Source organism: Tropicibacter alexandrii (genome assembly GCF_003667315.2).
GTDB classification, from domain to species: Bacteria; Pseudomonadota; Alphaproteobacteria; order Rhodobacterales; family Rhodobacteraceae; genus Tropicibacter; species Tropicibacter alexandrii.
In genome coordinates, this window is the sequence record NZ_RCTZ02000015.1 from 34,428 (window position 1) to 59,989 (window position 25,562).

The 25,562-nt window shown below is 63.3% G+C and carries 27 protein-coding genes; 13 read left to right on the top strand and 14 right to left on the bottom strand.

Features of this window, described 5'->3' with window-relative positions:
- Positions 1–52: 52 nt before the first annotated feature.
- The 8 genes from cysQ to D8Z78_RS17490 all read left to right on the top strand — a co-directional run bounded on the left by cysQ (position 53) and on the right by D8Z78_RS17490 (position 9,428).
- Positions 53–850, top strand: coding sequence for a 3'(2'),5'-bisphosphate nucleotidase CysQ (cysQ, locus tag D8Z78_RS17455; RefSeq protein WP_121630408.1), 798 nt, complete (start codon positions 53–55; stop codon positions 848–850).
- Positions 851–853: 3 nt separating this feature from the next.
- Complete coding sequence (locus tag D8Z78_RS17460) at positions 854–2,092, top strand: glycosyltransferase family 2 protein (RefSeq protein ID WP_121630407.1); 1,239 nt, start codon at positions 854–856, stop codon at positions 2,090–2,092.
- Between the two features lie 125 nt (positions 2,093–2,217).
- Positions 2,218–3,114: a UTP--glucose-1-phosphate uridylyltransferase GalU gene (gene galU / locus D8Z78_RS17465; protein ID WP_121630406.1), complete on the top strand. Its 897-nt coding sequence runs from the start codon at positions 2,218–2,220 to the stop codon at positions 3,112–3,114.
- Between the two features lie 3 nt (positions 3,115–3,117).
- A complete protein-coding gene (galE, locus tag D8Z78_RS17470; RefSeq protein WP_121630405.1) occupies positions 3,118–4,098 on the top strand; it encodes a UDP-glucose 4-epimerase GalE in 981 nt (326 codons plus the stop codon).
- Entirely contained in the window at positions 4,079–5,230 is a 1,152-nt protein-coding gene (locus D8Z78_RS17475) for a glycosyltransferase family 4 protein (protein WP_121630404.1), read from the top strand. Before galE ends, D8Z78_RS17475 begins: the two co-directional genes overlap by 20 nt.
- A 72-nt stretch (positions 5,231–5,302) precedes the next feature.
- Positions 5,303–6,289 carry a glycosyltransferase family 2 protein gene (locus D8Z78_RS17480; protein ID WP_206169699.1) on the top strand — a complete coding sequence of 329 codons (987 nt, stop codon included), beginning with the start codon at positions 5,303–5,305 and terminating at the stop codon, positions 6,287–6,289.
- Positions 6,286–7,986, top strand: coding sequence for a DUF5927 domain-containing protein (locus D8Z78_RS17485; RefSeq protein WP_121630402.1), 1,701 nt, complete (start codon positions 6,286–6,288; stop codon positions 7,984–7,986). Before D8Z78_RS17480 ends, D8Z78_RS17485 begins: the two co-directional genes overlap by 4 nt.
- An 11-nt stretch (positions 7,987–7,997) precedes the next feature.
- Complete coding sequence (locus D8Z78_RS17490; protein WP_121630401.1) at positions 7,998–9,428, top strand: sulfotransferase family 2 domain-containing protein; 1,431 nt, start codon at positions 7,998–8,000, stop codon at positions 9,426–9,428.
- Between the two features lie 4 nt (positions 9,429–9,432).
- Here D8Z78_RS17490 and D8Z78_RS17495 read toward each other — a convergent pair whose 3' ends face one another.
- The 6 genes from D8Z78_RS17495 to D8Z78_RS17520 all read right to left on the bottom strand — a co-directional run bounded on the left by D8Z78_RS17495 (position 9,433) and on the right by D8Z78_RS17520 (position 13,243).
- Positions 9,433–9,897, bottom strand: coding sequence for a PTS sugar transporter subunit IIA (locus D8Z78_RS17495; protein WP_121630400.1), 465 nt, complete (start codon positions 9,895–9,897; stop codon positions 9,433–9,435).
- Between the two features lie 42 nt (positions 9,898–9,939).
- A complete protein-coding gene (gene hpf, locus D8Z78_RS17500) occupies positions 9,940–10,503 on the bottom strand; it encodes a ribosome hibernation-promoting factor, HPF/YfiA family (protein WP_121630399.1) in 564 nt (187 codons plus the stop codon).
- 258 nt (positions 10,504–10,761) lie between these two features.
- On the bottom strand, positions 10,762–11,520 hold the full coding sequence (gene lptB / locus D8Z78_RS17505; RefSeq protein ID WP_121630398.1) for an LPS export ABC transporter ATP-binding protein: 759 nt from the start codon (positions 11,518–11,520) through the stop codon (positions 10,762–10,764).
- Positions 11,521–12,003, bottom strand: a complete 483-nt coding sequence (gene lptA, locus D8Z78_RS17510) for a lipopolysaccharide transport periplasmic protein LptA (RefSeq protein ID WP_121630397.1) — start codon at positions 12,001–12,003, stop codon at positions 11,521–11,523.
- On the bottom strand, positions 12,000–12,617 hold the full coding sequence (lptC, locus tag D8Z78_RS17515) for an LPS export ABC transporter periplasmic protein LptC (RefSeq protein WP_121630396.1): 618 nt from the start codon (positions 12,615–12,617) through the stop codon (positions 12,000–12,002). Before lptC ends, lptA begins: the two co-directional genes overlap by 4 nt.
- Positions 12,618–12,628: 11 nt before the next feature.
- Positions 12,629–13,243 carry a ribonuclease D gene (locus tag D8Z78_RS17520; protein ID WP_121630395.1) on the bottom strand — a complete coding sequence of 205 codons (615 nt, stop codon included), beginning with the start codon at positions 13,241–13,243 and terminating at the stop codon, positions 12,629–12,631.
- Between the two features lie 948 nt (positions 13,244–14,191).
- Between D8Z78_RS17520 and D8Z78_RS17525 the strand changes: the two genes are divergently transcribed.
- Positions 14,192–14,881 (top strand): sugar transferase, encoded by a 690-nt coding sequence (locus tag D8Z78_RS17525; RefSeq protein WP_240672170.1) that lies wholly within the window; start codon positions 14,192–14,194, stop codon positions 14,879–14,881.
- Positions 14,882–14,929: 48 nt separating this feature from the next.
- Here the strand turns inward: D8Z78_RS17525 and D8Z78_RS17530 are convergent, their stop codons facing one another.
- Positions 14,930–15,727, bottom strand: a complete 798-nt coding sequence (locus D8Z78_RS17530) for an HTD2 family dehydratase (RefSeq protein ID WP_121630393.1) — start codon at positions 15,725–15,727, stop codon at positions 14,930–14,932.
- A 30-nt stretch (positions 15,728–15,757) separates the two neighbouring features.
- Here D8Z78_RS17530 and D8Z78_RS17535 point away from each other — a divergent pair, with 30 nt between their 5' ends.
- Positions 15,758–16,153: a VOC family protein gene (locus tag D8Z78_RS17535; protein ID WP_121630392.1), complete on the top strand. Its 396-nt coding sequence runs from the start codon at positions 15,758–15,760 to the stop codon at positions 16,151–16,153.
- Here the strand turns inward: D8Z78_RS17535 and D8Z78_RS17540 are convergent.
- From D8Z78_RS17540 to D8Z78_RS17550, 3 genes are all read right to left on the bottom strand, one after another.
- The gene (locus tag D8Z78_RS17540) at positions 16,150–16,698 is read right to left on the bottom strand and encodes an NADPH-dependent FMN reductase (RefSeq protein WP_121630391.1); all 549 of its coding nucleotides are present in this window, start codon (positions 16,696–16,698) and stop codon (positions 16,150–16,152) included. The two genes, D8Z78_RS17535 and D8Z78_RS17540, sit on opposite strands and share 4 nt — an antisense overlap.
- A 99-nt stretch (positions 16,699–16,797) precedes the next feature.
- Positions 16,798–17,466, bottom strand: a complete 669-nt coding sequence (locus tag D8Z78_RS17545; RefSeq protein WP_121630390.1) for a YiaD family glycine zipper/OmpA-like lipoprotein — start codon at positions 17,464–17,466, stop codon at positions 16,798–16,800.
- 169 nt (positions 17,467–17,635) lie between these two features.
- On the bottom strand, positions 17,636–18,490 hold the full coding sequence (locus D8Z78_RS17550) for a methylated-DNA--[protein]-cysteine S-methyltransferase (protein ID WP_121630389.1): 855 nt from the start codon (positions 18,488–18,490) through the stop codon (positions 17,636–17,638).
- Positions 18,491–18,615: 125 nt separating this feature from the next.
- Here D8Z78_RS17550 and nth point away from each other — a divergent pair, with 125 nt between their 5' ends.
- Positions 18,616–19,260 carry an endonuclease III gene (gene nth, locus D8Z78_RS17555; RefSeq protein WP_121630388.1) on the top strand — a complete coding sequence of 215 codons (645 nt, stop codon included), beginning with the start codon at positions 18,616–18,618 and terminating at the stop codon, positions 19,258–19,260.
- A complete protein-coding gene (locus D8Z78_RS17560; protein ID WP_121630387.1) occupies positions 19,257–20,252 on the top strand; it encodes an adenosine kinase in 996 nt (331 codons plus the stop codon). Before nth ends, D8Z78_RS17560 begins: the two co-directional genes overlap by 4 nt.
- An 87-nt stretch (positions 20,253–20,339) precedes the next feature.
- On the opposite strand, the gene polA is transcribed toward D8Z78_RS17560, so the two are convergent.
- The 3 genes from polA to D8Z78_RS17575 form a co-directional block, all read right to left on the bottom strand.
- Positions 20,340–23,138: a DNA polymerase I gene (gene polA, locus D8Z78_RS17565; RefSeq protein WP_121630386.1), complete on the bottom strand. Its 2,799-nt coding sequence runs from the start codon at positions 23,136–23,138 to the stop codon at positions 20,340–20,342.
- Positions 23,139–23,209: 71 nt separating this feature from the next.
- Positions 23,210–23,830 (bottom strand): TIGR02117 family protein, encoded by a 621-nt coding sequence (locus tag D8Z78_RS17570; RefSeq protein WP_255446357.1) that lies wholly within the window; start codon positions 23,828–23,830, stop codon positions 23,210–23,212.
- 37 nt (positions 23,831–23,867) lie between these two features.
- Complete coding sequence (locus D8Z78_RS17575; protein WP_121630385.1) at positions 23,868–24,047, bottom strand: zinc-finger domain-containing protein; 180 nt, start codon at positions 24,045–24,047, stop codon at positions 23,868–23,870.
- Between the two features lie 74 nt (positions 24,048–24,121).
- On the opposite strand from D8Z78_RS17575, the gene D8Z78_RS17580 reads away from it, so the two are divergent.
- Positions 24,122–25,039 carry an ABC transporter ATP-binding protein gene (locus D8Z78_RS17580; RefSeq protein ID WP_121630384.1) on the top strand — a complete coding sequence of 306 codons (918 nt, stop codon included), beginning with the start codon at positions 24,122–24,124 and terminating at the stop codon, positions 25,037–25,039.
- A 143-nt stretch (positions 25,040–25,182) separates the two neighbouring features.
- Here the strand turns inward: D8Z78_RS17580 and D8Z78_RS17585 are convergent, their stop codons facing one another.
- Positions 25,183–25,551 (bottom strand): histidine triad nucleotide-binding protein, encoded by a 369-nt coding sequence (locus D8Z78_RS17585; RefSeq protein ID WP_121630383.1) that lies wholly within the window; start codon positions 25,549–25,551, stop codon positions 25,183–25,185.
- Positions 25,552–25,562 lie beyond the last annotated feature (11 nt).

The following is a 25,562-nucleotide window of genomic DNA, read 5'->3' on the forward strand; positions in this document are numbered from 1 at the left end:
GGAGAAGTTTTCAAATCAATGAATCCGACCGGCTCGGAAAGGGATGTTGCCCATGAATTACTCTGACTTGACCACGACCCTGCGTCGGCTCGCGCTGTCGGGCGGGGAGAAGATCATGGAAATCTACAATTCCGACGATTTCGAGGTGAAGGTCAAATCCGACGACAGCCCCGTCACCGAAGCCGACGAAGCCGCCGACGCGATCATCTCGGCGGGTCTGCGCGAGGCCTTCCCGGATGTGGCGCTGGTGACCGAAGAGCAGGCCGCCAGCCACGACACGGATGCGCGGACCTTCCTCATCGTCGACCCGCTGGACGGCACCAAGGAATTCATCAAGCGACGCGGCGACTTCACCGTGAACATCGCGCTGGTCGAGGATGGCGTGCCGACGCGTGGCGTCGTCTATGCGCCCGCCAAGGGCCGCATGTTCTACACCGACTCCACCGGGCGCTCGGTCGAGGAGATCGGCCCCTTCGATCTGGACGAGGTGGGCGAGACCAAGCCGATCCACGTGTCCGAACCCAACAACAGCGCGCTGATGGTCGTCGCGTCGAAATCGCACCGCGACGAGGCGACGGATGCCTATATCTCCAAGTATGACGTCGCCGATATGAAAAGCGCCGGGTCTTCGTTGAAATTCTGCCTCGTCGCCACCGGCGAAGCGGATATCTACCCGCGTGTCGGTCGCACCATGGAATGGGACACCGCCGCAGGTCATGCGGTGCTGAACGGCGCGGGCGGGCGCGTCGTCCGCTTTGACGACCATACGCCGCTGGCCTATGGCAAGCCCGGTTTTGCCAACCCGTTCTTCATCGCCTTCGCGCCCGGCGTCGACCTGAAAGAGGCCTGAGCCATGCTGCCCGTCAGCGTGATCGTCGTCAGCCGGGGCCGTCCCTCGGCGCTGATGCGGTGCCTGACGGGCCTGTCACAACTGGACTACGCCCCGCTGGAAATCGTCGTCGTCGCCTGCCCCGAAGGCGCAGAGGCCGTCAAGGCGCGCAGCGATGCCGACCGGATCAAGCTGATCGAGTTTGACGAGGCGAACATCTCGGCGGCGCGCAATCTGGGGCTGGCGCAGGCGGGCGGCGATCTCGTCGCCTTCATCGATGACGACGCGGTGCCCGAACCGCTCTGGCTGCGCCACCTGACCGCGCCACTGGCCGAGGGCGCCGCAGCATCAGGCGGCTATGTCATTGGCCGCAATGGTATTTCCTACCAATGGACGGCGCGCAGCATCGACAGGCTTGGCGCATCTCATCCGCTGGACATCGTCGGCGAGGACCCTGTCATACCGACCCCGCCCAAAGGCCATGCCGTCAAGACCGAGGGCACCAACATGGCCTTTCGGCGCGAGGTGCTGGCCGCGATCGGTGGCTTTGACCCGGCCTTTCACTTTTACCTCGATGAAAGCGACGTGAACCTGCGGCTGGCCGAGGCCGGGCATGACACCGCCATCGTGCCCTTGGCGCAGGTCCATCACGGTTTCGCCGAAAGCGCCCGCCGCTGCCGCGACCGCACCCCGCGCGACCTGTACGAGATCGGGGCCTCGCAACGCGTGTTTCTGGCCAAGCACGCGCCGGGCCGGGCAGGTCGCCGCGCATGGGCCGAGTTCCGCAAGGAACAACGTACCCGCTTGCTGCGCATGATGCAGCGCGGCCCTCTGGGCGCTGACGAGGTCGCGCGCCTGATGCGCCGCCTGTCCAAGGGCGCACGCGACGGGGCCAAGCGCACCCACAGCGCCACGCCGCCCATCGCCGAGGCCGATCTGTTCCTGCCCTACCCGACCCGGCCAGATGCGCCCCGCGTCACCCTGTCGGGCCGCCCATGGCAAGCCCGCCGCCTGCGCGAGGACGCCCGGCAATCCGTGGCAAACGGCGCGATCACCAGCCTCTTTCTGTTTTCGCCGACGGCGCTGTTTCACCGTGTCAGGTTCACCGATGACGGTTTCTGGCAACAGTCCGGGGGTCTTTTCGGAAGAAGCCTGCGCAGCGGGAGGTTTTTCCGTTTCCGCTCATTCCGCTCTCGGTTAAGGCTTGAACTGTCCCGAGTGGTTCGCGTTCGCGGAACAACGCACGATTCTGACGCAAATTAGGCAGGAAAATTAATCGAAATGCATGGTTTTTCGCCGATACCGGATGAATCACGGGACAGAATTTGCAGGCTGTGCGACAATCGCGCATAGAATACGCTCGAAAGATATTATGAAGGAGCAGGTGGATGCGTAAAAAGGTCACCAAGGCAATTTTCCCGGTGGCAGGCATGGGGACCCGTTTCCTCCCCGCCACGAAATCCGTGCCCAAGGAAATCATGACGCTGGTCGACCGCCCGCTGGTGCAATACGCCATCGACGAGGCACGCGCCGCCGGCATCAAGGAATTCATTTTTGTCACCTCGCGGGGCAAGGGCGCGCTTGAAGATTACTTCGACGTGGCCCCCACGCTTGAGCAGGAGCTCAAGAAAAAGGGCAAGGACGAGCTGCTGGAGATCCTGAAATCCACCAACATGGATTCCGGCGAGATCGCCTATATCCGCCAGCACAAGGCGCTTGGTCTGGGCCATGCCATCTGGTGCGCGCGCCGTCTGGTGCATAACGAACCCTTTGCGGTGATGCTGCCCGATGACGTGATCGCCGCCGAAAAGCCCTGCCTTCAGCAGATGGTCGAGGCCTATGAGGAAACCGGCGGCAACATGGTCGCCGCGATGGAGGTCCCGCAGGACCGTGTTTCGTCCTACGGCGTGCTCGATGTCGAAGAGGACATGGGCTCGATGGTCAAGGTCAAGGGCATGGTCGAAAAGCCCAAGACCGAGGACGCGCCGTCGAACCTCGCCGTGATCGGCCGCTATATCCTGTCGCCCAACATCTTCAAGAACCTCAACAAGATGAAAGCCGGTGCCGGCGGTGAAATCCAGCTGACCGATGCGATTGCGCAGGAAATCGACAACCCCGAAGCGGGCGTCTATGGCTACCGCTTCCGGGGTCAGCGTTTTGACTGCGGGTCCAAGGCCGGGTTCCTTCAGGCCACCGTCGCCTTCGGCCTTGCGCGCGACGATCTGCGTGACGACCTCGAAGGTTACCTGCACGAGGTGATGGCCTCGCGGAAGGCTGCGGAATAAGTCATGCATGTTTTGGTTACGGGTGGCGCCGGGTATATCGGCAGCCATGCCTGCAAAGCCTTGAAAACGGCCGGGTACACCCCGGTCGTTTTTGACAATCTGAGCACCGGCTGGCAGGACGCGGTCAAGTTCGGACCGTTTGAACAGGGCGACCTGCTGGATCGCAAACGGCTGGACGAGGTCTTTGCAAAATGGCAGCCGGTCGCCGTCATGCATTTTGCCGCGCTGTCGCAGGTGGGCGAGGCGATGGCCAAGCCCGGCCTTTACTGGCGCAACAATGTCGAGGGGTCATTGACCCTGATCGAGGCGGCCGTGGCCGCGGGCTGCATGGATTTCGTGTTTTCCTCGACCTGCGCCACCTATGGTGAGCATGACAATGTCGTGCTGGACGAAAACACCCCGCAAGAGCCGCTGAACGCCTATGGCGCGTCCAAGCGCGCGGTGGAAAACATCCTGCGCGACTTCGAGGCCGCCTTTGGCCTGAAATCCGTGATTTTCCGCTATTTCAACGTCGCCGGTGCCGATCCCGAGGGCGAGGTGGGCGAACATCACCGCCCCGAGACGCATCTGATCCCCGTCATGCTCGAAGCCATCGACGGCAAGCGCCCCGGCCTGACCATCCACGGCACCGATTACGACACCCCCGACGGCACCTGCATCCGCGATTATGTCCATGTCTGCGATCTGGTCGATGCGCATGTGGCGGGGCTGCAATGGCTGCGCGATGGCAAGGGCAGCCGGGTCTTCAACCTTGGCACCGGGCAGGGGTTTTCCGTGCGCGAGGTCATCACCGCCGCCGGTCACGTCACCAATCTGGAAGTCCCGTGTTCCGAAGGCCCCCGCCGCGCGGGGGACGCGACGAAACTGGTCTCGGGGTCCACCCGCGCGGGCGAGGAACTGGGCTGGCGGCCGGAGCGGTCCACCATGCCGCAGATGATCGCCGACGCGTGGCGCTGGCACAAGAATGGCCATTACGACCGCTAGGGTCCTCGACCTGACGCGGCTCATCAGCCGCGCGGGTCGCCCCATGACCGGCGTGGATCGGGTCGAATACGCCTATCTGGAGAACCTCCCCGATGTGTGGGGATTGGTGCGGACCTCGCTGGGCTATGTGTTGCTGGACCCTTCCGGGTGCCGTGCCTTGCGCGCCAAAATCCGCGACAATGTGTGGGGCGCGCCTGACTGGCTGTCGCGCAGGCTCGACCCGATGCGCGCAGGCGCCGAAGCCGATCTGCGCCGGTTGTGCGTGGCGCGCTGCCTGCCGGTCGGCCTGAAACGGATGCTGCGTCGGCACCTGCCGCGTGGCGTCACCTATGTGAATACCGGCCACACCAACCTGACCGACCGCGTTCTGCGCGCATTGGGCGCGGTCGAGGCCCGCATCGCCGTGCTGATCCACGACACGATCCCGCTGGACCATCCCGAATTCCAACGCCCCGAAACGGTGGCGCGGTTTCGCACCTTCCTGACCCGCGCCGCCGATCATGCCGATCTGCTGATCTGCAACTCCCGCCAGACCGAGGCCGACCTGCGCCGTCACGCACCGCAAGCCCGCGCCACGGTCGTCGCGCCGTTGGGGGTGCCCATGCCTCAACCCGGCACCGCCCCGCACGGCCCGTGGACGACGCCGTATTTCGTGACGCTCGGCACCATCGAACCACGCAAGAACCACGCCCTGCTGCTGGACCTCTGGCCGGAAATCGACGCCGACCTGCTGATCCTCGGACAGCGCGGTTGGGAAAACCATGACACTTTCGCCCGGCTCGACGCCAAGCCCGCACGCATCCACGAACTGAACGGCTTGCCCGACGATCAGGTCTTTGCTCTGCTGAAAGGCTCCGCCGGGCTGTTGTTTCCAAGTTTCGCCGAAGGCTATGGCCTGCCCCCGGTCGAGGCCGCCGCGCTGGGGGTGCCGGTTTTGTGCAACGATCTTCCCATCTATCGGGAGATATTGGGGAATATACCCGTTTACGCAAACGTTTCGGATCGTTATCTTTGGCAATCAAAGATTATCGAACTGGCCCAGTGTCTTCGCGCAGGAAACAATAGCAGCCGCAAGAAATTCACGCCCCCCGATTGGGACGCGCATTTCAAGGCCGTGTTAACGCTGCTCTGATACCAACCAGTCAAGGGCCGGGACGCCGGTCGACAAGAGGGCACCTGATTGGGCGCATGGCAGTCATACCGTTTGCGGCTTCGGCGACGCCGCTGGCGTATTCGCGCCTTTCGCAAGCGTCGGGAACTCCGCCCGGTGACGAACCGCACATCTGACATCAAACCCTCGGATTTGCTGGTCTTTTCCACCCAGCGCAACGAGGGTGTGCGCCTGCCCTACTTCCTCGATTACTACCGGGATATGGGGGTCAATCATTTCCTGATCGTGGACAATGATTCCACCGACGGCTCATTGGACTACCTGGCGCGACAGCCGGATGTCTCTGTCTGGTCAACGCAAGCCAGCTACAAACGGTCCCGTTTTGGCGTCGACTGGATGAACTGGCTGTTGATGAGATACGGCCACGGCCACTGGTGCCTGACCGTCGACCCGGACGAACTGTTCCTGTACCCGTTCTGCGACACGCGCCCCCTGCGCGCCCTGACCGACTGGCTGGATGCCTCCTCGATCAAGTCGTTCTCGGCAATGTTGCTGGACATGTATCCCAAGGGCCGCATGGACCAGACGCCCTACATGCCCGGTCAGAACCCGCTGGAAATCGCGTCCTGGTTCGACAGCGGCAATTACACGATCCAGAAGAACCCCGAACTGGGCAACCTGTGGATACAGGGCGGCCCGCGCGCGCGGGTCTTCTTTGCGAACAAGCCGGAACTGGCGCCCGCGCTGAACAAGATCCCGTTGGTGCGCTGGGACCGGCGCTATGCCTATGTGTCCTCAACCCATAACCTGCTGCCACGCGGGCTGAATCTTGTTTACGACGAATGGGGCGGGGAAAAGGCCAGCGGCATCCTGCTGCACACGAAATTCCTGTCCACCTTTGCCGACAAAGCCGAAGAGGAACTGACCCGCGGACAGCATTACGGGGCCAGCCGGGAATACATCGCCTACGCAGATGCGGTGCAGGACAATCCGGACCTGTGGTGCAAGTGGTCCGAGAAATACATCAACTGGCGGCAACTCGAAATCCTCGGCCTGATGTCCAAGGGGAACTGGGCATGACCGTCGGCATCGTCATGTTGGTCCATACGGCTTTGGGCCGGGCCGAGCAGGTCGCCCGGCATTGGGCGCGCGGCGGCTGCCCGGTGGTCATTCATGTCGACCGCAACGTGTCGCGCAAGACCTATGACGCCTTCGTTGCGCGCTTGCAGGACGAACCCTCGGTGCTGTTTTCCAAGCGGCATCGCTGCGAATGGGGCAGTTGGGGGCTGGTCGCCGCCTCTCAGGACGCATCCGAACTGATGCTGGAGCGCTTTGAAGAGGTGCGCCATGTCTACCTTGCCTCCGGGTCCTGCCTGCCGCTGCGCCCGGTCGAGGAACTGGTCGAATACCTCGCGCACCGCCCCCGCACCGACTTCATCGAAAGCGCCACGACAGCGGATGTGCCATGGACGGTGGGCGGGCTGGACCATGAGCGCTTCACCCTGCATTTCCCGTTTTCGTGGCGGCAAAACCGCTACCTGTTCGACAAGTTCGTCGAGTTGCAGCGCCTTGTCGGCTACAAACGGCGCATTCCCGGCGGAATCGTTCCGCATATGGGCAGCCAGTGGTGGTGCCTCACGCGCCAGACCCTGAGCGCAATCCTGCAAGACCCCGAACGCCCATCCTTCGACGCCTATTTTCGGCGGGTCTGGATTCCGGACGAAAGCTATTTCCAGACGCTCGCCCGGCTCTATTCGACCAAGATCGAGAGCCGCTCGCTGACGCTGTCCAAGTTCGACTTTCAGGGCAAACCGCATATCTTCTACGACGATCACCTGCAATTGCTGCGCCGGTCCGACTGTTTCGTCGCGCGCAAGATATGGCCACATGCGGACCGCCTGTACGAAAGCTTTCTGACCGACCCGAACCGCGCCATGTCGCGGCAGGAACCCAACCCCGGCAAGATCGACCGCATCTTTGCCAAGGCCGTCGACCGCCGGACCCGTGGCCGCCCCGGTCTGTTCATGCAATCCCGCTATCCCAACTATGGCTGGGAAAACGGGCTGACCGCCGGGAAATACTCGGTTTTTCAGGGCTTTTCCGAACTGTTCGAGGAATTCGAGGGATGGCTTGGCCGCGCCACCGGCGCGCAGGTCCACGGCCATCTCTTTGCGCCTGAACGCGCGGAATTCGCCGGGGGCCAGACGGTTCTGAACGGCGCCCTGTCCGACAATGCCCTGCTGCGCGACGCCAACCCGTTGGCTTTTCTGACCAATCTGTTGTGGAACACGCGTGGCGAGCGGCAGTGTTTTCAATACGGGCCGCGCGACAACCCCAAGATCAACTGGCACATGTCGCGCGACCCCAATGCCCAGATCAGCGTGATCTCGGGCGCTTGGGCCGTGCCGCTGTTCAAGTCGAACGCCAATTTCGCCGACCTCCGCGCCACCGCCGCCAAGCTGCAAAAGATCGAAAGCCGGATGCTGGACGAATTGCGCAGCCCCGACGTGAAGGCACGCGTGCGCATCTGGACCATGGCCGAGTTCATCGAAAGCCCGATGGAACCGCTTCAGGTCATCATCGACGAGATCGGCCAGAAATCCCTGCGCCGACTGGCCGAGGCGCCGAGGCTGGAAAACCTCAACGGATTTGGGCAATTCCTGCAAAACCTGAAGAATCAGGGCATGCACCCCTATCTCATGGGCGATTTCCCGGTTGACCCCGCCCCCAGAAACACGCGTTCTGGCCCTCGCAAACCCTATCTGATCAAGAAGTGATTGGCCGCTGAATGTCCCATGGTTTCGACTGCTTCGTCGTCTTTGCCGAAATGCGCACCGGGTCGAATTTTCTCGAGGCGAACCTGAACGCCTTTGACGGGATCACCTGCCATGGCGAGGCGTTCAACCCGCATTTCATCGGCTACCCGAATTCCGAAGACATCCTTGGCATCACCCTAGCGGAACGCGACCACGATCCGACGCGCCTGCTGGGCCAGATCCGCCATGCCACACCCGGCGGGATCGGCGGCTTTCGCTACTTTCACGACCACGACCCGCGCGTGCTGGATGCGCTGACCCGTGACCCGAAGGTCGCCAAGATCGTGCTGACCCGGAACCCCGCCGAAAGCTATGTCAGCTGGAAGATCGCCCGCGCCACCAACCAATGGAAACTGACCAACGTCAAACGCCGGAAAGAGGCGCAGGCGCATTTCGACGCGCAGGAATTCGAGGACCATCTGGCGGCCTTGCAGACCTTTCAGGTCATGCTGATGAACGCCCTGCAAAAGACCGCGCAGACCGCGTTCTATATCGATTACGACGACCTTCAGGACGTCGAGATCATGAACGGGCTGGCGCGCTGGCTGGGGGCGAAATCGCAGCTCGACAGCCTGAATACGGCGCTCAAGGTCCAGAACCCCGAACCGCTGTCGCAAAAGGTCGAGAACTTCTCCGAGATGGAGCGGGCCTTGGCGAGGATGGACCGCTTCAACCTGTCGCGCACCCCGAATTTCGAACCGCGCCGGGGGCCGGTCGTGCCGTCTTATGTGGCCGCCCCGCGCACTCCGCTTTTGTATATGCCGATCCGGTCGGGGCCGGAGGTGGCCGTGCAACGCTGGCTCTGCGCGCTCGACGATGTCGGCCAAAAGGACCTGCTTGGCGACTTTTCCCAAGGCACGCTGCGCGCTTGGAAAAAGGACAACCCCGGCCATCGCAGCTTTACCGTGATCCGGCACCCGCTGGCCCGCGCGCATGAGGCGTTCTGCACCAAGATCCTGACCACCCGGCAGGGCAGCTTCAAGGGCATCCGCAAGACCCTGCGCCGCGCCCACAACCTGCCCATCCCCGAGGATGAACCGGGGTCGGATTACGACGTGAACGCCCATCGCGAGGCGTTCACATCCTTCCTCGCATGGGTCAAGGCGAACCTGCAGGGGCAGACCGCCGTGCGGGTCGATGGACATTGGGCGACGCAGGCGCAGTGCATTCAGGGCATGGCGGAGTTCACCTTGCCCGACATGATCGTGCGCGAGGACGAGATGGCCAGCTACCTGCCTGCGCTGGCGATGCAGGTCGGCCATGCCAGCCCGCCCGATCCGGCCAGCGTGCCGAATGCCGCGCCGTTTTCGCTGGCGGAAATCTATGATGACCAGATCGAGGCATTGGCGCGTGACGCCTATGCCCGTGACTACATCATGTTCGGGTTCGGGGATTGGGGCTGAGGGCTCAGGCGGCCTTCACCGCCGCATCCTCGGTCAGGATGGTGTAAAGCGTCTGCGGATCCCGGTTGGCGCGCAGCTTGGCACACAGCGTTTCTTGACGCAGCGATCGGGACACCAGCGCCAGCGCCTTGAGATGCTCGACGCCCGCCTCTTCGGGGGCGAACAGGCCAAAGATCACGTCGACCGGCTGACGATCGACCGCCTCGAAATCGATGGGCTTTTCCAGAAGGATGAACGCGCCGACGACCTGTTCAAGGCCGCTGACGCGCGCATGTGGCAGCGCCACGCCGTGGCCGACACCGGTCGGCCCCAGCGTTTCGCGTTCCATCAGGGCCTCGACCACGGTCGGGGCGTGCAGGCCATAGGCGCTCTCTGACAGCTCCGCGACATCATGCATCAGACGTTTCTTCGAGGAAACGGCAGAAATGACTTTCACGGCCTCGGGCTTGAGGAGATCAGAGAACTTCATGGAGTTAACCTGCCTGACTGGGCGCTTGCGCCGCCTGCTCTGTTACGGATCGATCCAGCCGATATTGCCGTCATCCCGGCGATATACGACGTTCACGCCATCTTTCTTCTCGTTGCGGAAGACCAGCACCGGGGCGCCCGCGAGTTCCATCTGCATCACCGCTTCGCCGACGGACAGGGACGGAATCTTGGTTTCCATCTCGGCCACGATCATCGGTTGCAGCGAGTCCGGCTCGTCATCATGCGAATCCGGCTCTCCGGCGAGGATATACGAGGAGCCCATCAAATGTTCAACGGGGTCTGGGCGATCCTTGTGGTGATCCTTCAGGCGGCGCTTGTAGCGGCGCAGTTGTTTGTCCATTTTCTCACCGCATTCGTCGAACGCGGCGTAGATCTCGGTGGCGCGCGCCTTGGCGGCGGCGTTCAGGCCGCTCGACAGATGGACGACCACTTCACATACGTATTCATGGGCGTCCTTGGAAAAGATCACGGTGCCGTCTGTCGGACGTTGCCCGTACTTCTCCAAAACCTCCCCCAGTTCGTTCCTCACATGGGTCTGAAGCGCCTCGCCGATGTCGATATGCTTGCCCGTGATCTGATAACGCATGTTCGGTCCTTTTCTCTTTACGACCATACCACACGCCGAGGGCTGGCGCCCCCGCCGCAATCAGGCAGTGATGGTCCGGGAAAGGCCCGCCGTTCCTGCGGTTTGATCTCGACCGTCCCCGGAAACAAGGAAGCGGTCGATCAGCACTGCAACAGAACGAAGAGCCATACCTATATGAAGGTACGATGACGTGCGTCTGTCAATGGAGGCCGCGCTCAAAATTTCGCTTTCCGGCAAACAATCTGTCGCCGCCGCGTGTCAACCGATACGGAAGTTGTCGCCCAGATACACACGGCGCACATTTTCGTTGCGCACCACCTCGTCGGGCGTGCCGGACATCAACACATGCCCGTCATGCAGGATATAGGCACGGTCGACGATTTCCAGCGTTTCCCGCACGTTGTGGTCGGTGATCAGCACACCGATGCCGCGCGTCTTGAGGTCGGCCACGAGGTGGCGGATGTCCCCGACGCTGATCGGATCGACCCCGGCAAAGGGTTCGTCCAGCAGCAGGTATTTCGGATCGGCCGCCAGACAGCGGGCGATCTCCACCCGGCGGCGTTCCCCACCGGACAGCGCCAGCGCAGGCGCGCGGCGCAGGTGTTCGATGGAAAATTCGCCCAACAGCTCCTCCAGCCGCTCGCGGCGGCGGTGGCTGTCCTTTTCGGCGATGTCCAGAACGGCCCTGATGTTGTCCTCGACGCTGAGCCCCCGAAAGATCGACATCTCCTGCGGCAAGTAGCCGATCCCCAGCCGCGCGCGCCGATACATCGGCAGCCACGTAGCGTCGCGCCCGTCGATCATCACCTGCCCCGCATCGGGGTTCACCAGACCGGCAATCGCGTAGAAGGACGTCGTCTTGCCCGACCCGTTCGGCCCCAGCAGGGCCACGACCTCGCCCCGGTCCAGCGTCATCGTGACGTCGCGGATCACCACGCGCTTGCGATAGCTCTTGCGCAGATGCTTGACGCGCAGGCCCGAAGAGCCCTCGGTGACGGAAAATTCAGGACGCGCCATTTACTGGCCCTCATCCCCGGCTGGCTGGAGCACGGTGCGCACCCGGCCATCCATTTGCGCGGTGCCGCTTTCCAGATCGACCACCAGCCGTTCGGATGTCAGCGCGTTCTCGCCTTGAGTCAGCAGGACATTGCCGCTCATCACCACGGACCCGGCATCGATGTCGTAATCGGCGCGCTGCGCCTCGGCGGCCTCTTCGCCGCTGACCAGCGTGACGCCGCCCGTGGCCTCCAGCCGCTCGATCCGGCCACCGCCCTTGACATAGACGACAAGCACGCGTGGCGCGGCCAGCCGCATCTGGCCCTGAATAATGACCACGTTCCCGGTATACAGCGCCGTGCCGTCGGACTGGTTGACCGACAACGCATCTGCCGTCACCTCGACCGGGGCACTGGTATCCTGTTGCATCGAGCCGAACGCCACCTGCTGGGCCAGTGCGACAGACGGGAACATGACGGCCAGAACGGCAAGAACACGGATCATTGGGCAGCTTTCTCTTCTGATCTGGGCCGATATACCAGTTTTACGCCCCCGGTGAACAGCATTTGCACATCGCCACCATCCTCGGTCGGCTGGATGCGCATCTTGCCCGCCTCAAGCGTGCCCAGCGGGCCCTCGCCCCGCACTGGCCCCAGTGTTTCGGCTTCGACACTGTCCAGCCCGGAAATCATCGCATCGGTCGTCACCACATAGCCCTGAGAGCTTTCGATCCGGACCCCGCCTTGCAGGTGAGCCTTGCGTTCGTCGTCGCGCACCGTGGCCTCGGCGGAATCGAGCAGGATTTCGCCACCGGACTGCAGGCGCAGGCGGGCCTCAAGCTGGTCAGCGCGAATCACGCCTTCGGCTTCGGGCCGGGCGGTGCGCGCGGTCATCGTCAGGATGTCCCCGCGATCCGTGGTGCCGGCGTAGTACGGCGCGCCGACCTGCTGGCGTGCGGTCTCGGTCCCGGACAGCGCATCGGCAAAGGGCACGCTGGTCGCGGGTTCGCGCTGGCTCGACAGCATGAACATGGTCGACAGCATCGCCAGCGCCACCAGCGGCAGCCCGATCTTGAGCCCCGCGATCACGTGGGAATAGATGCCGTCCGGCCGCGCCATGTCAGTCACGCTCAGCCATGGGCAAAGATGTCGGTTTCGGCCCAGCCCGACAGGTCCAGCCGGGCCCGCGTCGGCAGGAAATCGAAACAGGCCTGCGCAAGGTCGCTGCGGTCTTCGCGTTCCAGCATCTCGGTCAGCGCGTCGCGCAGCCGGTGCAGGTGCAGCACGTCCGAGGCCGCGTAGGACAGCTGCGCGTCGGTCAGCGTGTCCGCCCCCCAGTCGCTGGATTGCTGCTGCTTGGAGATATCGGTTCCCAGCAACTCCTGCACGAGCGAGCGCAAGCCGTGCCGGTCCGTATAGGTGCGCACCAGACGGCTGGCGATCTTGGTGCACCAGACCGGCGCGGCGAGCGCGCCAAAGGTCTGGTACATGGCGGCGATATCGAAGCGCCCGTAGTGGAATAGCTTGAGCACCTGCGGATCGGCCAGCAAACGGCACAGGTTGGGCGCTGCGGTCTGACCCTTGGCGATCTGGACGAGATGCGCATGGCCGTCGCCCGACGACAGTTGCACCACGCAAAGCCGGTCGCGATGCGGGTTTAGCCCCATGGTTTCGCAATCGATGGCGACCACCGGCCCCAGGTCGAGATCGTCGGGCAGGTCTCCCTTGTACAGATGGTTTGCCACGGACAGCCTTCCTGTTTTGACAATGGGCCGGACATAGACCCCTGCTTGGTTGCTTTCAACTCTGGCAAACGGGGCAAACCCGTCACATTTGACCGACCACCCCCGGAATCTGGGCGAGATTCGGACCAAATGCGGCAGGAATTTGGCCCGGAGGCGCCCCGATTCGGGCGCGTTTCTCGCAAGTTCTGATAAATTGTAACATTTCGTGAGCGGAAACGTTCCCCCTAGGATTGTCCGAGAGGCCCGTCCCGACCTGCCGCCAAACAGCGCCAGACGCAGTTGCGGGCGATCCGGCAGGATGCCGGGAATCGCCTGATCCCAAGCATTTGCACGCATGTCGATTGTTTCCTGCTGAAACGCGTCCAAGGGGCACTTACCGGCATTCGCAGCAAATTTTCGCCGATTCAGCCGCGTTATTTCCAGATTCCACATTCATTGTTTCTTAACCGGCAACAAATGCCCGTTGGGCGCCAAAGGAATTGTTCGCTGACGTACATCAATTGAGCGTAAGCCTCGGGCGCGGCAATGCCAAGGGACAGCGCGCTGACCCCGTCACCCCGCGTGGAAAAACATCCGCAAAAACAGTGGCGTATTAACCATGTTGCACTGGTCGGCGCCATCCTGTCGCCAACCAGAGACACAACCCAAAGGTGCAGCGCCATGTCTTTGTTGACGTGTCAGAGGAGCAGCGTCATAACTGAATGTGTCGAGCGTAAGAACATAATCTTGTCTTATTTCGCGTAGCCACGGCACTTGGGGGTTGGTGCTTCCACTTGGGAGTTGAACGGTAAGTCTGATACGATCTGCCTGAACGGGTGGGTGAATGACACGGCCTCGTGCCGTAATGGTTGAACGGTGCGGATGCTCCGAACGGCTCTCATACGCCTTGGAAAGTAGAATTGATTTACCGATCGTTGCTCTCGTCAACGCATGACTTGGGAGGTCATCTTGACACTGCATTTTCGCCAGCCGCTGCCGACGGCAAAATTCGAAGCCTTGATCGAGGACGCTCTGCGCCCCGATCGCGCCCCGACCCCATATCGTGACACCTTCAAGCGCGTGCTTGACGTCACCCTCGTCCTCATGGCGGCCCTGCCGGTCCTGATGATGACCTTGGCCTTTGCCGCGGTGATCGCCCTTGACGGCAAGTCGCCCTTCTATCGTCAGGAACGCGTCGGCCGCAACGGCACGACCTTCTTCATGTGGAAGCTGCGCTCGATGGTGCCGAACGCGGATCGCCTGCTGGATGCCTATCTGGCCGACAATCCCGCCGCCCGCGCCGAGTGGGACCGCGACCAAAAGCTGCGCCACGATCCGCGCATCACCCCGATTGGCCACGTGATCCGCAAGACCTCGATCGACGAGCTGCCGCAGCTGTGGAACGTGCTGCGCGGGGACATGTCGCTGGTCGGTCCGCGTCCGATGATGCCCTGCCAGCAGGAGATCTATCCCGGCACCGCGTACTACGCGCTGCGCCCCGGCATCACGGGCTTCTGGCAGACTTCGGTCCGCAACGAAAGCAGCTTTGCCCAGCGCGCCGAGTTCGACGGGGATTACCTGCGCAAGCTGTCCTTTGGCACCGACCTGCGTATCCTGCTCAAGACCGTGCGCGTCGTGATCCGCGGCACTGGCTACTAAACACACCTCCCAGATGCGTTGACAGGCCCCGCCATTGGCGGGGCTTTTTCATGCGACGGTGGCGGTCATGCATTGCCGCCCATCCGGCCCACGCACCCACATATCCGACCCGTTCCGACAGAACGTGCCACGCTCGAAATGGATCAAAGGCGACGAGGCGCGGAAATCGAACCGCGCCACCGGCCCGGCAGCCTCGGCCATCAGCATCAGCTTTTGCGCCAGCAAAGGCCCATGCACCACCAGCCCGCCATAGCCTTCGACATCGCGGGCATAGTCCAGATCATAGTGAATGCGATGGCCGTTGAAGGTCAGCGCCGAGTAGCGGAACAAGAGCGTGCTGTCGAAGCCCGCCTCCTGCGCCTCTGCTTCGTCGGTGCGCGCCATGGGCGGCACGGGGCCCGGCGCGGCCGGGTCCGGGTCCTCGCGATAGACGAGGTCCTGCCGTTCGGACACACATAGCGCACCGTCCTGAAACACCTCGTGCCGCAGGGTGACAAAGCCCAAGGGCCCGCTGCGCCCCTCTTTCCGTGCGGTGTTTTCGACCCGCGTGACTTTTTCCGCCAAGATGCCGGCACGCAGTGGTGCGTGAAACTCCAACGCGCCCCCCGCCCACATGCGGCGGGGCAGGCCCATATCGGGGATCAAGCCGCCGACCTTCGGATGGCCGTCACGCCCCAACGCCTCGGGTGCTCGGGCGTCCCAGAAATAGATCTGATGGAAGAACGTGGGCAGCACCGTGCCCCGCATGACCTCCCCGCCCATTCCAAGCGCGATCCGCAGCGCCTGCGCGCGGCTTGGGTCCATCACATCGGTTTGACGGTGTTCCACCGGGGCGGCATCTTGCATGGGTCGTCTCCTTTGACCGGAGTTATCCTCATGAAAGCGCCCGCCGTCCAGTCGCTCGATCATCTTGTCCTGACCGTGGCCGATCTGGACGCCACGATCCGCTTTTACACCGCGCTCGGGATGCAGGCCGAGGCGTTCACCGTGGCCGATGGCAGCACCCGCACCGCGCTGATATTTGGCGCGCAAAAGATCAACCTGCACCCCCTGCCCGGTTTCGAGCCAAAGGCGCAGAAGGCAACGCCGGGCAGCGCCGACCTGTGCTTTCTCTCGGACACGCCCCTGATCGATTGGCAAGAGCACCTCGGCAGCAAAGGCCTAACCGTGATCGAAGGCCCAATCCGCCGCACCGGCGCAACCGGGCCGATCCTGTCCATCTACCTTCGGGACCCCGATGGCAACCTGATCGAGATCGCGAACCCGGCCTAGGCGCGCAGCTTCACCGCCGCGTGCAGCTCTTCCATCAGCTCCTTCAGCAGCTTGGTCGCGAATTCGTCGGTCAGGCGACCGTCGTCGTCCCATTGCTTCGAGGTCTGCGCCACAAACACCTCCGGTCCGGGGATGACATGCGGACGGAACGGGTTCAGCGCCAGCCGCGCCATGCTTTGCGAGCGTTCGCCCCCCGCGCGCCCCGCTGCGGCGCTGACGAGGGCCACAGGCTTGTCCCGCCACGGATTGCCCTCCACCCGCGACACCCAGTCAAAGGCATTCTTGAGCACGCCGGTGATGCCCTTGTTGTATTCCGGGCTGGCGACGACGATGGCATCGGCCTGCGCGATCTGGTCCGCCAGCGTCTTGACCTTGGCCGGAATACCCTCGGCATTCTCCAGATCCTGATCGAAGAGCGGAAAGTTGATATCGGCCTCGATATACTGCGCCGGGTCGAAATGGCGGGCGGCTTCGCGCAGGAGCAGCCGGTTGGTCGAGGCCTTGCGGAGCGAGCCGCTGATACCGAGAAGGGTCAAGTCACTCATGTGGTCACCTTTGGATTTGTGCGTTGACCCATGACATGGCCGCAAAAAACGCCGCGGCAAGCCGCGGCGTTTCATAGGTTGGGTGCGTCAGCGCACAGATCAGGCGTTGGGCAGGATCACGATCTCGACCCGGCGGTTCTGCGCCTTGCCTTCGGGCGTCAGGTTCGACGCGATCGGCTGATCCTCGCCGCGACCGATGACCTGCAGGCGGGACGACGGCACACCGGAGCCGGTCAGAACATTGGCGACGGATTGCGCGCGGCGCTGCGACAGGTTCTGGTTATAGGCCGCGTCGCCGTCGGAATCGGTGTGCCCGATGACTTGCGCCGTGGTGTTCGGATAGGCCAGAAGGCTCTGCGCCACATCGCGCAGGTCGGGGATCAGGCCCGGACGCAGATCGGCGCTGTCGGTGGCAAACAGGATATCCTGCGGCATGGTCACGATCAGCCGATCACCGGTGTTGCGGATCGACGTGTCCGGCCCAAGCTGCTGGCGCAGTTCGGCCTCTTGCTTGTCCAGCTGGTTGCCGATGGCGGCACCGGCGGCGGCACCAACCAAGGCACCAGCGACGGTGGCGCGGTTGCGCTCGCCCTTGTCGCCGCCACCCAGCGCGCGCCCGGCAAGCGCGCCCACGGCAGCGCCGGCCAGTGCGCCGGTCTTGGCCTGACGGTTGGGGTCGTTCTGGTCGAACATGGGGCCGGTGGTGCAGGCCCCAAGGGTCATGGCACCGACAACGGCCAGAATGATGGGTTTGGATGCTCGGATCATCTGTCTCTCTCTTCGCCTCGATTGCAGCCCTTCACGGGTCGCGGTCATGATTAACCACACAGTAGGGCCGCGACCATGGGGGGTGAAGGGGAAAATCGGCGGGACTCCGCGCATCATCGCCGTGAAGCCGGGTTAAAGCATTTGGAACCAAAGGCTTGCGAGGCGCCCGTTATCCGATAGCAGCCTCCGTCTCGCCCTCGAGTCTGGCGGCTTCCCACGCAAGGATCTGGCGTTTCACCGGAATCCCCCAGTGATAGCCACCCAAGCCCCCCGATTTGCGCAGCGCGCGATGGCAGGGGATCAGGTAGCTGATCGGGTTGCGCCCCACGGCCGTGCCGACCGCGCGGACCGCCTTGGGGTGGCCGATGGATTGGGCGATCTCGGAATAGCTGGTCACGTGGCCGGACGGGATGCGCATCAGCGCCTCCCAGACCTTGATCTGGAACGGCGCGCCGATCAGGAAGAGCGGCACTTCGCCCTCTTCCTGCAGGCCAAACGCCGCCTGCACCCAAGGCCGCAGCCGCATCGGGTCCTCGACATAGTCCGCAAGGGGCCAGCGCGATACAAGGTCTTCCATCGCATGTTCGGCGGTGGTCTCGGCTGCGAAGCCGATGCCGCAGATGCCCTTGTCTGTGCCCATGACCAAGGCCGGACCAAAGGGGCTTTCGAACCAGCCCCAATAGATCACCAAGCCCGCGCCGCTGCGGGCGAAGTCACCGGGGCTCATCGCCTCCCACCGCAGGAACAGGTCATGCAGGCGGCCCGACCCGGACAGGCCGCTGGCATGGGCGGTCTCCAGCGTCGTGAACCTGTTGGCCAGCAGCGCCTTGGCATGGCCCAGCGTCAGGTATTGCTGATACCGCTTGGGCGACACGCCCGCCCATCTTGAAAACACCCGCTGGAAATGCGCCGGGGACAGGCCGATCTCGCTTGCGATCTGGTCGAGGCTGGCCTGCGGGCCCAGCCGGTCGACCGCCTCGATGGCACGCGCCATGACCTTGTAATGATAGCCTTCGGTGTCCATGACATGTCTCCTTTGACGCCAGAATACGCCGGAGGCGCGGGCACAATCGACCCGAATATTGCGCTTTTGACGGCTGCGGCCTTGTATCGCTTGCGACCCTGCGCGCAGGCGGGCATAGCTGCGGCATGGCCAAGCAGCTTGATTATCACACGATCCGCGAGATCTTTACCCGCTTCGAGGCGTCGGAACCCGAGCCCAAGGGCGAGTTGAACCATGTCAACGCCTACACGCTGGTGGTGGCGGTCGCGCTGAGCGCGCAGGCCACCGATGCGGGCGTGAACAAGGCCACGGAAAAGCTGTTCCAGATCGCCGATACACCGGAAAAGATGCTCGCCTTGGGTGAAGAGGGCGTGATCGAGCATATCAAGACCATCGGCCTTTTCCGCAACAAGGCCAAGAACGTCATCAAACTGTCGCGCATCTTGGTCGAGGAATACGGCTCCGAAGTGCCCTGTTCCCGCGCCGCGTTGGAAAGCCTGCCGGGCGTGGGCCGCAAGACCGCCAATGTCGTGCTGAACATGTGGTGGCGCTATCCCGCGCAGGCCGTCGACACCCATATCTTTCGCGTCGGCAACCGCACGGGCATTTGCCCGGGCAAGGACGTTGTCGCCGTCGAACGCGCGATCGAGGATCACATCCCGGTCGATTTCCAGCAACACGCGCATCACTGGCTGATCCTGCACGGCCGCTATATCTGTGTCGCGCGCAAACCCAAATGCAAGGCGTGTCTGATCGCCGATCTCTGCCAATTCGAGGAAAAAACCGCATGAGCCAGAAGAAATACCAGGTCGTCGGCATCGGGAATGCCGTGGTCGACGTGATCGCCCGCGCCGAGGATACCTTTCTTGACCATATGGGCATCGAAAAGGGCATCATGCAGCTGGTCGAGCGCGAGCGCGGCGAGGTCCTGTATGCCGCCATGGGCAACCGCATCCAGACGCCCGGCGGCTCGGTCGCCAACACCATCGCGGGCGCGGGCAATCTGGGCCTGCGCTCTGCATTCATCGGGCGGGTCAAGGACGACGCGCTGGGGCATTTTTACGCCGATGCGATGACCAATGACGGCATCGATTTCGTCAATGCGCCGGTCGAAGGGGGCGAACTGCCCACCTCGCGCTCGATGATCTTCGTCTCGCCCGATGGCGAGCGGTCGATGAACACCTATCTGGGTATCTCCGCGGAACTCGGCCCCGACGACGTGGCCGAGGATGTGGCGGGCAATACCGACGTGATCTTCCTCGAAGGGTATCTGTTCGACAAGGACAAGGGCAAGGATGCCTTCCTGCGCGCCGCCCGCACCTGCCGCGCCAAGGGCGGCAAGGCCGGGATCGCGATTTCCGACCCGTTCTGCGTCGAACGCCACCGCGAGGATTTCCTGCGCCTGATCGCCAACGAGATGGATTTCGTCATCGGCAACGAGGACGAGATCAAGTCGCTGTTCCAGAACAATGATCTGGACAAGGACCTCGCCGCCGTCGCCGCCACCTGCCCGCTGGTGGTCTGCACCCGCTCGGGCGATGGTGTGTCGATCATGCGCGACGGCGTGCGCACCAATGTGCCAGTGACCAAGGTCGTGCCTGTTGATGCCACCGGCGCGGGCGACCAGTTCGCCGCCGGCTTCATCTATGGGCTCGTGACCGGCGCGGATATGCAGACCGCCGGGCAGATGGGCTCGGCTGCTGCTGGCGAAGTCATCAGCCATATCGGCCCACGCCCGGAACGCGATCTGAAAGAGTTGTTCCGCGAAAAGGGCCTGATCTGAGGCAACACCCGCCCCGGGCCTGACCCGGGGCCTCATGGTCAAGGTGCATCAAGGTGGAGGCCCCGGGTCAAGCCCGGGGCGCGAAGGTCAATGGGCCTCGGCCCAATTCGCCCCCTTCCCGGCATCGACGACCAAAGGCACGTCGAGCTTGATCACCGGGTCGGCTGCGTTTTCCATGACGTCACGCGCGGTGCCGATCAGGTCATCGACCGCGCCCGTCTCGACCTCGAAGATCAGTTCGTCATGCACCTGCAGCAGCATCTTGGCGGGCAGACCCGCAATCGCGTCGGGCATACGCACCATGGCGCGCCGGATGATATCCGCCGCCGTGCCTTGAATGGGCGCGTTGATCGCGGCGCGCTTGGCAAAGCCCGCGCGCGGCCCCTTGGCCCCGATCTCCGGCGTGTGGATGATGCGGCCGAACAGCGTCTCGACCCGTTTGTGTTCCTGCGCAAAGGCGATGGTGTCGTCCATATAGGTCTTGATGCCGGGGAAACGCTCAAAATAGCGGTCGATGAAGCCCTGCGCCTCGGCACGCGGAATGCGCAAATTGCGCGCCAGACCAAAGCCTGAAATCCCATAGATCACGCCAAAGTTGATCGCCTTGGCCTGCCGCCGGATATCCGGCGTCATCTCGTCCAGCGGCACGTTGAACATCTCTGACGCGGTCATGGCGTGAATGTCCTGCCCCTCGCGGAAGGCCTGTTTCAGCGCGTCGATCCCGGCCATATGCGCCAGAATGCGCAATTCGATCTGGGAATAATCGAGCGAAACCAGAACCTTGCCCTCGGGCGCGACAAAGGCCTCGCGGATGCGGCGGCCTTCCTCGCTGCGCACGGGGATATTCTGCAGGTTCGGATCGGTCGAGGCGAGACGCCCAGTGCTGGCCCCGGACTGCACATAGGACGTGTGCACGCGGCCCGTCTCGGCGTTGATATGTTCCTGCAACGCATCCGTGTAGGTCGATTTCAGCTTCGACAATTGCCGCCAGTCCAGCACGCGGCCCGGCAATTCGTGCTCGGTCGCGAGGTCCTCAAGGATATCAGCGCCGGTGGCATAGGCCCCGGTCTTGCCCTTTTTGCCGCCGGGCAGGGACATCTTGTCGAACAGGATTTCGCCCAACTGCTTGGGCGAGCCGACGTTGAACTTTTCCCCGGCCAGCTCGTGAATTTCCTCTTCCAGCTGCGCCATCTTCTGCGCGAAGGCCCCGGACATGCGCGACAGCGTCCCGCGATCCACCTGCACCCCGGCCATTTCCATCGCCTTCAGAACCGGCACAAGCGGGCGTTCCATCGTCTCGTAGACCCGCGTCACGCGCACCTGATGCAGTTGCGGTTTGAAGGTCATCCACAGGCGCAGGGTGATATCCGCATCCTCGGCGGCGTATTTCACCGCGTCCTCCAACGGGACCAGATCAAAGGTGATCTGCTTCTTGCCAGTTCCCAGCAAGTCCTTGATCGGAATGGGCGTATGGTTCAAATAGCGTTCCGACAGCGCGTCCATCCCATGCCCATGCAGCCCGGCATGCATGGCGTAGGACATCAGCATCGTGTCGTCGATCGGCGCGACCTCGATCCCGTAGCGCGAAAAGACCTTCGCGTCGTATTTCATGTTCTGGCCGATTTTCAGAACACTGGCATCCTCGAACAGCGGCTTCAGCGCGGCCAGCGCCTCGTCCAGCGCAATCTGCCCCGGCAACAGCGAGTGATCGGCGAACAGGTCGTCGCCGCCCTGCGCCTTGTGTGTCAGCGGGATGTAGCAGGCCTCGCCCGGATCGATGGCCAAGGAAATCCCGACCAGATCACAGGTCATCTCGTTCAGGCCCGTCGTTTCGGTATCCACCGCCACGTAACCGCGTTCATGCGCCCGCGCGATCCAGCGGTTGAGCGCCTCCATATCGCTGACCTGCTCGTAGTTCGACGGGTCGATGGCGGGCCAGTCCGGCGCGTCGGGGGCATCGGCCACGGGGGCCGGTTCGGGGATCGTAGGGGCCTCGACCCCGATACTGTCGGCGATCCGCTTGGTCAGGGTGCGGAATTCCATCGCCGTCAGAAACGCCATCAGCTTTTCGGGATCAGGGTCACGCACCTCCAGATCGTCCAGCGTAAAGGGCAGGTCCATGCCCTCATCCAACTGCACCAGCTTCTTCGACAGTTCGATCTGCGCGCGCTTTTCGATCAAGGTCTGACGGCGTTTGGGCTGCTTGATCTCTTCGGCCCGGTCCAGCAACACCTCGAGTGACCCGAATTCGTTGATCAGCAACGCCGCCGTCTTGATCCCGATCCCCGGCGCGCCCGGCACGTTATCGACGCTGTCGCCCGCCAAAGCCTGCACGTCCACCACACGCTCGGGTCCGACACCGAATTTCTCGATCACGCCCTCGCGGTCGATCAGCTTGTTCTTCATCGGGTCGAGCATCTCGACCCCGTCGCCCACCAACTGCATCAGGTCCTTGTCCGAGGACAGGATCGTCACCCGCCCCCCGGCCTCGCGCGCCTGACAGGCCAGCGTCGCCATGATGTCGTCGGCCTCGAAACCCTCGATCTCCTTGCAGGCGATGTTGAAGGCCTCGGTCGCCTCGCGCGTCAACGGGATCTGCGGGCGCAGGTCCTCTGGCATGGCCTCGCGATTGGCCTTGTACTGGTCATACAGATCGTTGCGGAAGGTGTGCGAGCCTTTGTCAAAGATCACCGCCACATGGGTCACATCGCCCCCGGCATTGCCCTCGACATAGCGTTGCAGCATGTTGCAAAACCCCGACACGGCGCCAATCGGCAACCCGTCGGATTTGCGCGTCAGCGGCGGCAGGGCATGGAACGCCCGAAAGATGAAGGCCGAGCCGTCGATCAGATGCAGATGGCATCCCTTGCCAAAGTTCCCCGCCATGTCCGGCCTCCCGCGCGTGTCGTTTCGCAACTATGTGCCACGATCCTGCGGCGCGTGCCAGTCGCAGTCTGTCAGCTTGAGTGATGGATGAGACGCGACACCGTCACCGCGTAGGGGGTTGGCGTCCACCTGCCAAAGCGCAGCCCCGCCGCGCGCAGGACCTCGGCCACCCAGACATTGCAGGTGCGCAAAAGATGAAACCGCCCCTCGGCCTCGAAAAACGCATCCCATTCTGAAAACCCTGCCCCCGGAATCGGCGTCGGATCGGGGGCGGTGGACAAGATCGCGGCACGCAACGCGCGATATTCCTGTGCGGTCAGGCTCAGCTGACGGTCGACATGCCCTGTCACGTCACCGGCGACAGACACGTGCAAGACAGACCGATCCCCGGTCGCAGGCCTCCAAACGGTTCCAAGGCTCAGGTCGCTGTAACCGCCGGTCGCCGTGTAAAAGGCCCGCGAGCCCCAGCCGACGACAACCCAATCCACGCCCGGCGCGTCCAATGGCACATGACCTTTCGCAAAGTGGAAGGCTTCAAGGGTTTCCGCATCGGCAGGCAGCAGGAAATCATAATGGATCGGGCCTGCGACGAGATACACCGTCACCTCTCCCGCCCCACCGCCAGTTTCGCCGTTGGGCCAGAGGGCGCCGATCAAGGCCGCGATCAAATAGGCGATGATCGCGCCGGGCAAAAGCCAAGCGGCACGCCAGACCGACCGGCGCAGATCCTCAGACCTTGCCTTCGAAATCCTTGTGCACGTATTTGGCGTCGCAATAGCCGCACTCGACGAACCCCTCGTCATGCGGAATGGCCAGCCAGACGCGCGGATGTCCCAACGCCCCCTCGCCGCCATCACAGGCGACGCGCCAGGTGTTGACGATCTTGGTCTCGGGGGCTTCGATGGTCATGGGATCATTCCCTTTTTGTGGCTGACGTCCTATGTGCCTTATGAGGCAAGCAACGGCACAGGGCAAGAGACGGCATGACACAGGACGCGATCCGCATCAACGGGCTGAAGAAAACCTACGAGGGTGGCAAACAGGCCCTCAAGGGGATCGACCTCTCCGTCCCCGCTGGATCGATCTTTGGCCTGCTCGGCCCCAATGGCGCGGGCAAGTCGACCCTGATCAACATCCTCGCCGGTCTGGTGACCAAGACCCACGGCAAGGTGCAGATCTGGGGCTGGGATCAGGACGAGAACCCCCGCCAAAGCCGCGCCGCCATCGGCGTCATGCCGCAGGAGCTGAACCTCGACCCGTTCTTCACCCCGCGCGGCGCGCTGGAGGTGCAGGCCGGTCTGTACGGCGTGCCGAAATCCCAGCGCCGCACGGCGGATATCCTTGAAATGGTGGGCCTCTCCGACAAGGCCGAGGCCTATGCCCGCACCCTCTCGGGTGGCATGCGCCGCCGCCTGCTGCTGGCCAAGGCGCTGGTCCATCACCCGCAGGTCCTCGTCCTCGACGAGCCCACCGCAGGCGTCGATATCGAACTCCGCCAGATGCTCTGGCGCAATGTCCGCCGCCTCAACGAGGAACGCGGCATGACGATCATCCTGACCACCCATTACCTCGAAGAGGCCGAGGAAATGTGCGACGAGATCGCCATCATCAACCACGGCGAACTGGTCGCTCACGACACCAAGACCAACCTGCTGGGCCAGATCACCGCGAAAACGATGGTCATCACCCCCGACAGTGCGCCCGCCTCGCTCCCGGATCAGCCGGGAATCACCGTCGAGCAGCGCCGCGACGGCACGCTGGCCTTCACCTACAACGCCTCCGACACCTCTGCCGAACAGGTGCTCGACCTTGCCAAGACAACCGGCTTGACCATCCGCGACGTCCGCACCGAACAGGCCGACCTTCAAGAAGTCTTCCTGTCTCTCACAAGTTCGCGCTGATCCCGGCTTCTTCGGTCCTCAAATACCTCGGGGTGAGGCCGCAGGCCGAGGGGCAGAGCCCCTGAAGGGGGTCCGGGGCACAGCCCCGGCGCACGCGGCGCGCAGCCGCAAACCAACCTGCGCGGCGCAGCCGCCCCGGCAGGTCAGGCGCGGGCCAGCATCCGGCCCAGTCCACGGCCCGCAAGGATGTGCACATGCAGATGCGGCACTTCCTGCACGCCGTCGCGCCCCGCATTGGCGATCAGACGAAACCCGTCCGCCTCCAGCCCGTTCAACTTGCAGACCTCGCCCACCGCGCGCACGTAATCGACGATTTCCGCATCCGATGCCTCCTGCGCGAAATGGTCGAAACACACATACGGCCCCTTGGGGATCACCAGCACATGCACCGGCGCCTGCGGCTGGATGTCCTCGAAAGCCAGCGTGTGCTCGGTCTCCAGCACGGTCTTGTTGGGAATCTCGCCGCGCAGGATCTTGGCGAAGATGTTCTGATCGTCGTAAGCGTAGGCCATGTCACTCTCCG